The sequence below is a fragment of the Pseudomonas sp. FP1742 genome, assembly GCF_030687145.1.
Taxonomy (GTDB): domain Bacteria; phylum Pseudomonadota; class Gammaproteobacteria; order Pseudomonadales; family Pseudomonadaceae; genus Aquipseudomonas; species Aquipseudomonas frederiksbergensis_D.
This window is the reverse complement of the sequence record NZ_CP117460.1, coordinates 5,273,913-5,285,640: the sequence shown is the minus strand read 5'-3', so window position 1 is coordinate 5,285,640 and position 11,728 is coordinate 5,273,913. Positions and strand designations below refer to the sequence as shown.

The 11,728-nt window shown below is 61.4% G+C and carries 12 protein-coding genes; 9 read left to right on the top strand and 3 right to left on the bottom strand.

All coding sequences use genetic code 11. The features are described 5' to 3' along the window. The first annotated feature begins 120 nt into the window (after positions 1 to 120). From PSH64_RS23935 to PSH64_RS23910, 6 genes are all read left to right on the top strand, one after another. Positions 121 to 1,758, top strand: a complete 1,638-nt coding sequence (locus PSH64_RS23935) for a 5-guanidino-2-oxopentanoate decarboxylase (protein WP_305478901.1) — start codon at positions 121 to 123, stop codon at positions 1,756 to 1,758. Further along, the gene (locus PSH64_RS23930) at positions 1,755 to 3,203 is read left to right on the top strand and encodes an aldehyde dehydrogenase family protein (protein ID WP_305478900.1); all 1,449 of its coding nucleotides are present in this window, start codon (positions 1,755 to 1,757) and stop codon (positions 3,201 to 3,203) included. Before PSH64_RS23935 ends, PSH64_RS23930 begins: the two co-directional genes overlap by 4 nt. A gap of 218 nt (positions 3,204 to 3,421) precedes the next feature. Next, positions 3,422 to 4,525: an extracellular solute-binding protein gene (locus tag PSH64_RS23925; protein ID WP_105345173.1), complete on the top strand. Its 1,104-nt coding sequence runs from the start codon at positions 3,422 to 3,424 to the stop codon at positions 4,523 to 4,525. 266 nt (positions 4,526 to 4,791) lie between these two features. After that, positions 4,792 to 5,700, top strand: coding sequence for an ABC transporter permease (locus tag PSH64_RS23920; protein WP_305478899.1), 909 nt, complete (start codon positions 4,792 to 4,794; stop codon positions 5,698 to 5,700). After that, on the top strand, positions 5,697 to 6,545 hold the full coding sequence (locus PSH64_RS23915; protein ID WP_019581521.1) for an ABC transporter permease: 849 nt from the start codon (positions 5,697 to 5,699) through the stop codon (positions 6,543 to 6,545). The genes PSH64_RS23920 and PSH64_RS23915 overlap by 4 nt, the downstream gene beginning before the upstream one ends. 18 nt (positions 6,546 to 6,563) lie before the next feature. Beyond that, positions 6,564 to 7,619, top strand: a complete 1,056-nt coding sequence (locus PSH64_RS23910; RefSeq protein WP_018926556.1) for an ABC transporter ATP-binding protein — start codon at positions 6,564 to 6,566, stop codon at positions 7,617 to 7,619. Positions 7,620 to 7,770: 151 nt separating this feature from the next. Here PSH64_RS23910 and PSH64_RS23905 read toward each other — a convergent pair whose 3' ends face one another. Beyond that, positions 7,771 to 8,700 (bottom strand): AraC family transcriptional regulator, encoded by a 930-nt coding sequence (locus tag PSH64_RS23905; RefSeq protein WP_105345179.1) that lies wholly within the window; start codon positions 8,698 to 8,700, stop codon positions 7,771 to 7,773. A 336-nt stretch (positions 8,701 to 9,036) separates the two neighbouring features. Here PSH64_RS23905 and PSH64_RS23900 point away from each other — a divergent pair, with 336 nt between their 5' ends. Both PSH64_RS23900 and PSH64_RS23895 read left to right on the top strand, forming a co-directional pair. Continuing rightward, positions 9,037 to 9,390, top strand: a complete 354-nt coding sequence (locus PSH64_RS23900) for a putative quinol monooxygenase (RefSeq protein ID WP_105345181.1) — start codon at positions 9,037 to 9,039, stop codon at positions 9,388 to 9,390. A gap of 41 nt (positions 9,391 to 9,431) precedes the next feature. Beyond that, the gene (locus PSH64_RS23895; protein ID WP_105345184.1) at positions 9,432 to 9,662 is read left to right on the top strand and encodes a hypothetical protein; all 231 of its coding nucleotides are present in this window, start codon (positions 9,432 to 9,434) and stop codon (positions 9,660 to 9,662) included. Here PSH64_RS23895 and PSH64_RS23890 read toward each other — a convergent pair whose 3' ends face one another. Then, positions 9,663 to 10,292: a flavin reductase family protein gene (locus tag PSH64_RS23890; RefSeq protein ID WP_018926552.1), complete on the bottom strand. Its 630-nt coding sequence runs from the start codon at positions 10,290 to 10,292 to the stop codon at positions 9,663 to 9,665. It abuts the gene before it with no gap. Positions 10,293 to 10,546: 254 nt separating this feature from the next. After that, on the bottom strand, positions 10,547 to 10,750 hold the full coding sequence (locus PSH64_RS23885; protein ID WP_305478898.1) for a hypothetical protein: 204 nt from the start codon (positions 10,748 to 10,750) through the stop codon (positions 10,547 to 10,549). Positions 10,751 to 10,959: 209 nt separating this feature from the next. On the opposite strand from PSH64_RS23885, the gene PSH64_RS23880 reads away from it, so the two are divergent. Beyond that, entirely contained in the window at positions 10,960 to 11,715 is a 756-nt protein-coding gene (locus PSH64_RS23880; RefSeq protein WP_305478897.1) for a hypothetical protein, read from the top strand. The last annotated feature ends 13 nt before the right edge of the window (positions 11,716 to 11,728 follow it).

Genomic DNA, 11,728 nt, shown 5'->3' with positions numbered 1-11,728 from the left:
CTTTTTATCCATTGTTGCGGCTACGTGTCGCCCGTTCCAATGAGGCCATTCCCGGGCCTGCCATTCCATCATAAACACTGGGCAGGCCCGGCGTCTCAAACGAACAAAAAGGGCAAACACATGGCGACGTGCGGCGAAGTATTGGTCAAGTTACTCGAAGATTACGGGGTCGAGCAGGTGTTCGGCATCCCTGGGGTGCATACCGTGGAGCTGTATCGCGGGCTGGCCCGTTCGAGCATCAACCACGTCACTCCACGTCACGAACAGGGCGCCGGTTTCATGGCCGACGGTTACGCTCGCACCAGCGGCAAACCGGGTGTGTGCTTCATCATCACCGGCCCTGGCATGACCAACATCACCACCGCCATGGGCCAGGCTTACGCCGACTCGATCCCGATGCTGGTGATCTCCAGCGTGCAATCGCGCAGCCAATTGGGCGGTGGGCGCGGCAAGCTGCATGAGCTGCCGAACCAGAGCGCACTGGTCGGCGGCGTGGCGGCGTTCTCCCATACCTTGATGTCGGCGGCGGAATTGCCGGGCGTCCTGGCGCGGGCCTTCGCGCTGTTCCAGGCCGGGCGTCCGCGTCCGGTGCACATCGAAATCCCGTTGGACGTACTGGTCGAAGAGGCCGATGACCTGCTCGCCAGCGTGCCGGTGAACATCGACCGTGCCGGTGCTTCGCCCAGCGCGATCAGCCGCATGACCGACCTGCTGGCCGGTGCCAAGCGCCCATTGATTCTCGCCGGTGGCGGCGCCATCGATGCGGCGGCCGAGCTGACTGAACTGGCCGAGCTGCTGGATGCGCCAGTGGCCTTGACCATCAATGCCAAAGGCATGCTCGAATCCAGCCACCCGTTGCTGATCGGTTCGACCCAAAGCCTGGTGGCTACCCGTGCACTGGTGGCCGAGGCCGACGTAGTGCTGGCCATCGGCACCGAACTGGCCGAAACCGATTACGACATCACCTTCGCCGGCGGCTTCGAAATCCCCGGCATGCTGCTGCGCGTGGACATCGACCCAGACCAGACCGTGCGTAATTACCCGCCGAAGGTGGCGTTGGTGGCCGACTCGCGCAATGCCGCCCAGGCCCTGTTGAGTGCGTTGTCCCACAAGTCGCTGGCCGAGCGCCGCAACGACTGGGGTCAGGTGCGCGCCGCTCGCTTGCGAGAAGAACTCGCCGCCACCTGGGATGTCCCGACCCTGGCCCAGACCCGTTTCCTGGAAACCGTGCTGCACGAATTGCCGAATGCGGTGTTCGTCGGCGATTCGACCCAACCGGTGTACACCGGCAACCTGACCTTCAACCCGGAACGTCCGCGTCGCTGGTTCAACTCGTCCACCGGTTACGGCACCCTCGGTTACGCCTTGCCGGCGGCGATTGGCGCCTGGCTCGGTGGCAGCGTTGAAGGCGGCGCGCGCCCGCCGGTGGTGTGCCTGATCGGCGACGGCGGCCTGCAATTCACCTTGCCGGAACTGGCCAGCGCGGTGGAAGCCCGCACGCCGGTGATCGTATTGCTGTGGAATAACCAGGGCTACGAAGAGATCAAGAAATACATGGTCAACCGCGCCATCGAGCCGGTGGGCGTGGACATCTATACCCCGGACTTTATCGGTGTGGCCAAGGCCCTGGGCTGTGCGGCCGAAGCGGTCAACAGTGTTGACGGGTTGCGTGAGGCGCTGCGCCTGGCCACCGATCGCCAGGGCCCGACACTGATTGAAATCGACCAGGCCCAGTGGATGAAGGCGGTGTCGAAATGAGTTTTCCAACTACTTTGGACGGCTTGTACATCAATGGCCAATGGTCCGCCGGAGGCGAACATCTGCGCGTGATCAACCCGGCGACCGAAGCCCTGCTGACCACCGTTAATGGTGGCGATGCACACGCTGTCGATCAGGCCGTCACCGCTGCAGCCAGCGCTTTCAAGCAATGGTCGCAAACCACCGGTGCCGAGCGTGGGGCGATCCTGCGCAGAATCGCCGCGGGCGTGCAGGCCGGGCGCGAACAGTTGATGAAGTTGCAGTCGAGCAACAATGGCAAACCGCTGTTCGAAGCAGCCATCGACGTCGACGACGTGATCGCCACCTTCGAGTATTACGCCGGTCTGGCTGAAGGCCTGGACGCGAAACAAGACAGCGCCGTGGCATTGCCGAGCGACGATTTCAGCGCCCGTTTGCGCCGCGAACCGTGCGGCGTGGTCGGCCTGATCGTGCCGTGGAATTTCCCGATGGTCACCACCGCCTGGAAACTCGCCCCGGCCCTGGCCGCCGGTTGCTGCGTGGTGCTCAAACCGTCTGAAGTGACGCCGCTGCCGGAGCTGGAACTGGCGACGATCATTGCCGAGGCCGGCCTGCCAGACGGCGTGTTCAACCTGGTCTGCGGCACCGGCCTTGCGGTCGGCGCACCGCTGTCGGCTGACCCGCGCATCGCCAAGATTTCCTTCACCGGCAGCAACGCGGTGGGCGTGCAGGTGATGCAGCGGGCGGCGGAAACCGTGAAAGGCGTGAGCCTGGAACTGGGCGGTAAATCCTCGCTGCTGGTGCTCGCCGATGCCGACATCGAATTGGCTGTGGAAGTGGCCTGTGGCGGCGGTTTCTTCAACGCCGGGCAGATGTGTTCCGCGACCAGTCGCGTGCTCGTCGCCGATGAACTGGCGGATGAATTTGTCGCGCGATTGAAGGCCCGTGCCCAAGCCATCCGCGTGGCCGACCCGTTCGACCCGAACGTGGAGATGGGCGCACTGGTCAACCAGACGCAATACCAGCGGGTGCTGGGCCACATCGATCGCGGTTTGAGCGCGGGTGCGAAGCTGATCTGCGGCGGCAATCGCCCGGCGGACCTTTCACGCGGATATTTTTTGCAGCCGACCGTTTTCATCGACGCGCCCCTCGACAGTGCGTTGTGGTGTGAAGAGATTTTCGGCCCGGTGATCTGCGTGCGCAGTTTCAGCTCTGAAGCCGAGGCCATTGCCCTGGCCAACGACAGCCCGTTCGGCCTGGTGGCCAGTGTGGTCTCGCGCGACAGCGAGGCCGCCGATCGGGTCGCCAACGCTTTGCAGGCGGGGCTTGTGTGGATCAACGCGCCGCAAGTGATCTTCCCGCAGACCGCCTGGGGTGGCTACAAACAGAGCAGCATCGGCCGCGAATTGGGGCCGTGGGGCTTGCAGGCGTTCCAGGAAATCAAACACGTGATTCGGGCCGTCTGACAGCACGAAAACGGTGAGCGCATGCCTCGAAAGGAGGCATGCACTTACGTCATGGCTTCAATGAGTTTTTATCGATAGTCAGGTGTTTTGCACGACCTCAGGATGAACCCGCCGGTCAAGCTCAAGTCCTTTGAAACCGGGGACTTCAAGCCGATCTGGCCGCGCGGATGCAACGGTTGCGACCAACCTCATACTTAAAAAAACAAAGGGAGTCCTTCATGGGCAAGCATGATCTGAACAGACGTCAATTCATCAAAACCGTGGGTGTGGCGTCGGTAGCCGCGGCAGCCATGAGCATGCCGTTCATCCGGGCCAATGCCAGCGACACGCGCTTTCAGGGCAAGACCCTGCGCCTGCTGACCTGGTCCGATGACACGGGCCTTGCAGCACTGCGCAACATCGCGGCCACCTTTGAAGACAAGTACGGCTGCAAGGTCATCGCTGACCGCACCGGCAGTACCTCGGAAATGGTCGCCAAACTCAAGGCCGGCGGTGATCGTCCACAGTACGACATCATCACCCTGGCCGGCGTCGGTGCCGAAGGTCTGGCCGCCGCCAACCTGCTGGAAAAACCCGACCTCAATCGCATCCCCAACCTGGTGGACGTGCCGGAGAAATACCGCACCGGCGCCAATGGTCACGGTATCGGTTACCTGCTGTGGTGCAACAGCCTGGTCTACAGCACCCGCACCCAGAAAGAAGCCCCGGACAGCTACGCCGCGATGTGGGACGCCGACCTGGCCCCGAACATTTTCCTGCCGCCGCCGAACTGGACCGAGGCCATGGACCTGATCATCATCGCCGCCAAACTGGCCGGTGGTGACGAACACAACATCGAGCCAGGCTTCAAGAAACTCGCCGAGCTCAAGAGCCGCGTAGTGACCCTGGGTGAAAACCCGAACCAGATCGCCGAGCTGTTCCGCACCGGCTCCCTGGACATGGGCGGCTTGTACGCGCCGGCGTTTTTCCCCAAACAGATCCGCGACCCGGCCTACGGTCTGGGCGCCACCTTCGGGATGAAGGAAGGCTTCTACACCGACCTGATGCTGTCGGTGATGCCGAAGAATCGTCCGGGCGATACCGACTTGGCCTACGCCTTCATCAACCACTCTCTGGACCCGCTGGTGCAGGGCAAGATGGCCGAAGACATCTACAACGGCCCGGTCAACGCCAAGGCGATCATCTCCGCCGAAGCGCGCAAGAGCCCGTACATCCTCACGCCGGAGCAGATTGCCGAGAAAGCGATCATGCACGACAACGCCTTCCTGGCCACCGTGCATGACCAATGGATTCGTCGTTACACGGAAATCTTTTCTTCCTGATCGAGTGGCGTACGCAAGCCCTGAGAGCACCACAAATCAAATGTGGGAGCGGGCTTTTGTGGCGAGGGGGCTTGCCCCCGTTGGGGCGCGAAGCGGCCCTGAATCCTGTCATCGCGGTGCATCAGGTGTACCGCATGAGATGGTTTACGACTGCTTCGCAGTCGAACGGGGGCAAGCCCCCTCGCCACAAAGCCCGCTCCCACAGGGTTCGCGGTGGTTTTGAGGACTGTGTTTGCCAGCTGCTTTCCATTGACGAGACCCTTGCTATGGAACACCAACCTCTGACTCATCCGGTAAGCGCGGCCCCCACGCGCGTCACTCGGGGTGTCTCACCGACAGCGCGCGCGTGGCTTTTCCTGTCGCCGTCGATGCTGTTTCTCGGCGTGCTGATTGCCGCCAGCCTCCTGGTGCTGCGCATGAGCGTGGGCACCAAAGGCGCGGAGTGGTCCGGCTTCAGCCTGGCCAGTTACGCGCAATTGCTGGAACCGTACTACCTCAAATCCTTGCTGCTGACCCTGCGCCTGGCGCTGATCAGCGCGGTGATCGCGGTGCTGCTGGCGATCCCGGTGGCCTACACCATGTCGCGGCTGACCTCACCGTTCGTGCGGCGGATTTTCCTGGCGGCGGTGCTGTTGCCGTTGCTGGTCAACCTGTTACTGCAAAGCTACGGCTGGCTGGTGATTCTCGGCCCGGGCGGGATGCTCAATCAGGCGCTGATGGGCCTGGGCCTGATCAAGCGCCCGATCATGCTGCTGTACAACCAGAACGGCGTGTTGATGGGCCTGGTGCAAACCGCGTTCCCGTTGGCCGTGCTGCCGATTGCCAGCGCCATGCGCGGAGTCGCCCGCACTTACGAAGAAGCCGCTGCAACCTTGGGCGCCAGTCGCCTGCAGGTGTTTCGCCAAGTGGTGTTGCCGATGAGTTTTCCGGGGATCATCACCGGCGCGACGCTGGTGTTCGCCTACAACGCCAGCAGCTTCGTGGTGCCTTTGCTGCTCGGCGGTCGGCGCGTGCCGATGCTGGCGGTGATGGTCCATGACCAGATCGCCCCGCTGATGAACTGGCCCGCCGCGTCCGCCGCCGGTGTGGTGCTGATCGTTACCACGCTCGCCATCATGACCTTGTCCGAATACATCACCGGCCGTCGTCGGCGCATGCTGGAGGCTTCCCAATGAGCACCTTGATCAAGAAGCGTCAGTCGCTGCTGCCGGGCGATACCGGCAAGTTCGCCGGCATCCTCTCGGGCTTCATTTTGCTGTTGGCGGTGCTGCCGATCCTGACCATGATCGTCATGTCGTTCAGCGGCGCGTCGAACCTCGACTTTCCGCCCAGCAGCTACAGCCTGCAATGGTACAAGGCCGCCTGGCACACCTTCGTCTCGCCGGACGCCAGCGACGTGCTGAGCCTGGGCAAAGCCATGAGCACCAGTTTGCTGGTGGCCTGCCTGACCATGATCTTCGCCACGATCATCGCGGTGCCGGCCGCTTACGCGCTGACCCGTTGCGAGTTCCGTGGCAAGGCCGTGGCGCTGCAATTGATGTCGCTGCCACTGGTGTTCCCGATGGTGGTGTTGGGCCTGGCCTTGCTGCTGGTGTTCGACAGCCTGCCATTCCAGATCACCACCTCGCGGCTGGTGATTGCCCATGTGATTCTGGCGCTGCCGTTCGTGGTGAAGAATTGCACCGCAGCGATGCTTTCCATCGGCAGCGAAGTCGAAGAGGCCGCGCAAATGCTCGGCGCTTCACCGCTGCGGGCGATTGTCGATGTGGTGGTGCCGTTGATGAAGTCGGGGATTCTGGCGGGCATGCTGCTGGCGTTCATCGTCTCGTTCAACGAATTCACCGTGACCTATTTCCTCTACACCATCGACGTCATGACCGTGCCGATCTGGATGTACAGCCGCACCGTGTCGTCGCTCGACCCTACCGTTTTCTCGTTTGCCGTGCTGATCGTGCTGATCGACTTCGTGCTCATTTGGGCGCTGGAAAAGTTGGTTGGCGAAGGCGGCGTTTCGTTCTGATTTCTTGAGGTGATTCAAATGACTGGTCTGATTCTGGAAAACGTCGAGAAACATTACGGCTCGGCCTGCGCGGTAAAGGATGTGAACCTGCATTTGCCCGAGGGCAAACTGGTGTGTTTCCTCGGCCCGTCGGGCTGCGGCAAAACCACCTTGCTGCGGATGATCGCCGGGCTCGAAACCCTGACCGGCGGCGAGATTCGCCTGGACGGTGAAGACATCGGCCATACCCCTGCGCACCAGCGCAATTTCGGCATGGTGTTTCAATCCCTGGCGCTGTTCCCGCACATGACGGTGGGGGAGAACATTGCCTATCCGCTGAAACTGCGTGGGGTCAGCAAGGCCGATCAGCAGGCGCGGGTGGTGGAGTTGCTGGAACTGATTCAGCTGCAGGAAATGATTGATCGCCCGGTGGCGAAACTCTCCGGCGGTCAGCGTCAGCGGGTGGCGATTGCCCGGGCGATTGCCTCGCGGCCGAAAATCCTCCTGCTCGACGAACCGCTGTCGGCGCTGGACGCCAAGCTGCGCGAGTCGATGCAGGTGGAAATCCGTCAGCTGCAACAGCGCTTGAACATCACCACCATCATGGTCACCCACGACCAGCGCGAAGCCATGACCATGGCCGACATCGTGGTGGTGCTGGGTGAGCATCGGGTGCAGCAGGTGGGTACACCGATCGAGATTTATCGGCACCCGGCCAATGAATTCGTCGCGGACTTTATCGGTTCGGGCAACATTTTCCCGGCCACCGCGCTGGGTAACGGCAAGGTCAGCTTGCCCGGTGGCGATGCGCTGCAAGTGCCGATCTGCAGCAGCATTGTGGTGGGGGAGAAGGTGAAAATGCTGATTCGCCCCGAAGACCTGCAACTGTCGCAACCCCAGGCCACGGCGGGGAATCGCTTGCTGGGTAAGGTGACGTTTGTGCGGGATATCGGTGCCACGATTGAAACCACCGTCGAGTGTTCCGGGGTGTCGTTTACCGCGTTGAGCACGCCGTGTCAGGACGTTGGGTTGAGCATTGGCAATCCGGTGTCGGTGACCTTGCCGGCGGAGGCGTGCCGAGTACTGAGCGCCTGACTTTAGTCTTGGGGTGTTGCTAGCGGCCTCTTCGCGAGCAAGCCCGCTCCCACAGGGGATCTGGGGGGCACAAATTTTGTGTCCACCACATATCCCCTGTGGGAGCGGGCTTGCTCGCGAAGGCGTCAGTAGCCGCACCGAAAAAGTCGGATCAAACCGACAACCGCAACCGCGCCAGATCCCGCAGCGGTGGCGCGCCAAACAATCGGCTGTACTCCCGGCTGAACTGCGAAGGGCTTTCATACCCCACCCGATAACCCGCCGCCGACGCTTCCAGCCCTTCGGCCAGCATCAAGCGCCGCGCCTCTTGCAGGCGCAGCTGTTTCTGATACTGCAGCGGACTCATCGCCGTCATCGCCTTGAACCGGTGATGCAGCGTCGACACGCTCAGGTTCACTTCCCGCGCCAGATCGTCGATGCGCAGCGGTTGTTCATAGTTGCCATTGAGCCATTTGATCGCCTGGCTGATGCGATGGCTCTGGCTGTTGGCGATGGCAATCTCATACAGCCGGTGGCCCTGCTGGCTGCGCAACAACCGATACAGAATCTCCCGGCGAATCAGCGGCGCCAGCATGGCGATGTCTTTGGGAGTGTCCAGCAAACGCACCAGGCGCAGCACGGCGTCGAGCATGGCCGCGTCGATCCGCTCGACATACAGGCCGCGTCCCGTAGGCCGTGTGGGCACGCCGAGGGGGCCGGCGTCGGCAATCAGCGCGGTGATTTCCGCCGGGTCGATGTCCAGCCGCACGGCGAGGATCGGTTCATCAGGCGAGACATTCACTACCCGCCCACTCAAAGGCATCGAGACCGACACCACCAGGTAATTCAGCGGGTCGTAATTGAAGTATTCATCCGCCAGCCGCACTTCCTTGCGCCCCTGGGCCATGATGCACAGCGCAGGTTGGGCCAGCACCGGGGCAAAATTATGGTTCTGGCTATGGCGCGACATGAACAGCGAATCGACGGCAGTGGCATAGGAGCCATCCTCCATCGTGTTGCGGCGTATGAGGGCGGCCAGCTCCGCGCGCTGTTTTTCCATGTCGGCGGGAAGCGGGGCCTGAAAGTGATCGAGCGACGACATGCAGGGCATCCTCGGTGAAGCGTGGGTCATGAGCCGAGCTTAAATTTGTGCAAGCCTCAGCGGTAGACACATCCTGCCCAAAGCTTGCCTGATTCTGCACGGGGTGAATATACGATGCGGTTATGACAGAGCAACAGGGATGAAACTTGCTTGAAAGTCGTGTGACACCGGTGTGACAGCGTTTTACGCACTGTTACAGCGGTTTTCCGCAGTCGCGCAGGATTGTGCAATAAGCCGGCAGAAATCGACTAACGGCGACGGTGACGCGCCGCCTAATCTTGGATCCTGTCGCAGCCCGTCCCACGGCTGCCACTCGACTCCCTGGGAGGGTTGAACATGTCTACGCAGATCCCCGTCAGTCATATGGCCTTCGTTCGCGCCCGCGCCGGGCGTTCGGCGGAACTCGGCGCGCGCCTGAGCGCCCTGATCGAGCCGTCGCGCAACGCGCCGGGTTGCCTGAGCTTCGCCCTGCAGCACTCGCAATGTGATCCCGAGCTGTGGCTGGTGTCCGGTTTCTGGGCCAGCCAACAGGCGATGACCGCTTACTTCGGCAGCCCGGCGATGCAGATTTTTGCCGAGCTGGTGCAGGATCTGGTGGTCAACAGCCTGGATTTCCATACCTTCAAGGAGGTCTCGGCGGCCCAGGCCCTCGGCCAGCCCCAGGCAGCGGTACACAAACTGGCCGGTTGAGGGTTTAATGGCGCAACTCTCCATTAGCCAGGATCCGCGACATGGCACGTAAAGCCTTTGAACACTTCGAAGCCGTTTCAGCAGTAGTACCGGGCGAGGGCGGTTACCACGCCGCGATTGCCGTCAAAGCCCTTGGTGGTGCCGGTGCCCCGCGTTTTCACAAAGTGCTGGAAGGCCAGACGTTCAAGACCGCTCATGAAGCCGACGAGGCAGCCGCCAAAGAGCTGACCCGCCTCAAAGACGTCAAAGAAGACACCGACCTGCTCTGGTAATCACTTGACCGCCCCTGGGCGGAACATCTTGAACAATGCCTCCGGCCCCAGCTGAAAGTAGTCCGCCGGCCCGCCGCCGCGCAGAATCGGTTCTGCCGCGGCGGTGTCGTACACCCCATCCTTCAACAGCCATTTGGCGATATGCACGGCGACCACTTCGCCGAGAATCAGCCAGCTCGGCACCACTTCCTTGTTGGCGCGTTGCAACTGAATGATCTGCGTGACCTTGCACTCGAAGGACACCGGGCTTTCGGCGACCCGTGGCACCTGAATGATTTTCGACGCGGCGGTGGTCAGCCCGGACAGTTCGAACTCATTGACTTCCGGCCCGACCATGGCGCAGCTCTGGTTCATCTGCTCGGCCAGCGGACGCGTCGCCAGGTTCCAGGCGAACTCGCCGGTCTGCTCAATGTTGTTCAGGCTGTCTTTGCGCCCGACACTGGAGAACCCGATGATCGGCGGGATGTAGTTGAAGGCGTTGAAGAAGCTGTAGGGCGCCAGATTCAGGCGACCGTTGGCGTCCTGGGAGGAAATCCAGCCAATGGGACGCGGGCCGACGATGGCATTGAACGGGTCATGGGGCAGGCCGTGGCCGTTGGCGGGTTCGTAGAAATGGATATCGTCGGGCATGAACGGGGTTCCTGGGGCTTTGTTTCGGGATCGATCATAGTGCAAGGACGAGCGGGTTATTTCCAGCGATGAGCTTCAATGTGGGAGCGGGCTTGCTCGCGAAGGCGGTGTATCAGTCAGCATCTCTGTTGAATGTTAAGCCGCTTTCGCGAGCAAGCCCGCTCCCACAGGTTCTTCGTTCTGTCCGATATTTTCTTTGCTCCAGAAAAAGACTAAGCCCGGCCAAAGCCGGGCTGTGGTGTTGCGTTCAGGGATCAGTTGGTGCGGGCGGTGTCGGTGCGATCGGCGCCGTTGGTAGCGACTTTGGCCACGCCGCTGCGGTCGTCGCCAGCAGAAGCGACAAGGGCACTGTTGTCAGTGGTGAAAGCGGCGGAACCGGTGCGGTCGTAACCGTCGGCGGCGAAGGTATTGGCGGCCAGCACGGAGAGGGTCAGGGCGAGCATCAGTTTGGTTTTCATGGTGGTAACTCCAGTGTGCATATCGCAATGAATTGATCAGGCGGGGGCAGGATGCGTACCGGGCATTAACCAGCGATTAATCGGTTCTTTTACCTGAGTGACAGAATTTTCATCCTGCACTTACCTATTTTTCACTGCTCCACCGCCAGTCTGCGCACCGGTAAATAACCCGAAGAAACGGCCGCCATGAACACTGGAGCTCACCTTGCATGAATAAACTTCCTCAGGTCACCCTCGCGTTTTGGATCATGAAAATCTGCGCGACGACCCTGGGTGAAACCGCGGGGGATTTGCTGTCGATGACCCTCAATGTCGGTTACGCCATCAGCTCGCTGATCCTGATCAGTGTGTTTGTACTGACGCTGGTCACGCAGTTGATGTCCAAAACCTACAAACCGGTGCTGTACTGGATCGTGATCCTGGCGACCAGCACGGCCGGCACCACCATGTCCGACTTCATGGACCGCACCCTTGAATTGGGCTACGCCACCGGTTCGATGATCCTGATTGCGATTCTGCTGGGGATTTTCGCGGCTTGGCGCTTGAGCGGCGATTCGCTGAACGTCACCAAGGTCCAGACCTTCCGGGGCGAGATGTTCTATTGGATGGCGATTCTGTTTTCCAACACCCTGGGCACGGCACTTGGCGATTACCTGGCCGACGACTCGGGCCTGGGTTTTGCCGGTGGTGCGCTGCTGATCGGTTCGACCATTGCGCTGGTGGTGCTGTTGAAATACTTCACGAAGATTTCGTCGGTGCTGTTGTTCTGGGTGGCGTTCGTGCTGACGCGGCCGTTCGGCGCGACCTTGGGCGACTTCCTGACCAAACCCCATGCAAAGGGTGGCCTGGATTTCGGCACTGTCGGTTCGTCGCTGGTATTGGCGGGGATTCTGGTGGTGATGATTGCGGGGGCTTCTTACGTGCAGAACAAGTACACGAAGCAGGAAGTTGCCGAGTTGTCTTGAGACCGAGTCGCGG

What these genes read in the sequence shown, in the direction of transcription:
- PSH64_RS23935 (WP_305478901.1), top strand. Translation starts at nt 121, where the DNA reads ATGGCGACGTGCGGCGAAGTATTGGTCAAGTTACTCGAAGATTACGGG.
- PSH64_RS23930 (WP_305478900.1), top strand. Translation starts at nt 1,755, where the DNA reads ATGAGTTTTCCAACTACTTTGGACGGCTTGTACATCAATGGCCAATGG.
- PSH64_RS23925 (WP_105345173.1), top strand. Translation starts at nt 3,422, where the DNA reads ATGGGCAAGCATGATCTGAACAGACGTCAATTCATCAAAACCGTGGGT.
- PSH64_RS23920 (WP_305478899.1), top strand. Translation starts at nt 4,792, where the DNA reads ATGGAACACCAACCTCTGACTCATCCGGTAAGCGCGGCCCCCACGCGC.
- PSH64_RS23915 (WP_019581521.1), top strand. Translation starts at nt 5,697, where the DNA reads ATGAGCACCTTGATCAAGAAGCGTCAGTCGCTGCTGCCGGGCGATACC.
- PSH64_RS23910 (WP_018926556.1), top strand. Translation starts at nt 6,564, where the DNA reads ATGACTGGTCTGATTCTGGAAAACGTCGAGAAACATTACGGCTCGGCC.
- PSH64_RS23905 (WP_105345179.1), bottom strand. Translation starts at nt 8,700, where the DNA reads ATGTCGTCGCTCGATCACTTTCAGGCCCCGCTTCCCGCCGACATGGAA.
- PSH64_RS23900 (WP_105345181.1), top strand. Translation starts at nt 9,037, where the DNA reads ATGTCTACGCAGATCCCCGTCAGTCATATGGCCTTCGTTCGCGCCCGC.
- PSH64_RS23895 (WP_105345184.1), top strand. Translation starts at nt 9,432, where the DNA reads ATGGCACGTAAAGCCTTTGAACACTTCGAAGCCGTTTCAGCAGTAGTA.
- PSH64_RS23890 (WP_018926552.1), bottom strand. Translation starts at nt 10,292, where the DNA reads ATGCCCGACGATATCCATTTCTACGAACCCGCCAACGGCCACGGCCTG.
- PSH64_RS23885 (WP_305478898.1), bottom strand. Translation starts at nt 10,750, where the DNA reads ATGAAAACCAAACTGATGCTCGCCCTGACCCTCTCCGTGCTGGCCGCC.
- PSH64_RS23880 (WP_305478897.1), top strand. Translation starts at nt 10,960, where the DNA reads ATGAATAAACTTCCTCAGGTCACCCTCGCGTTTTGGATCATGAAAATC.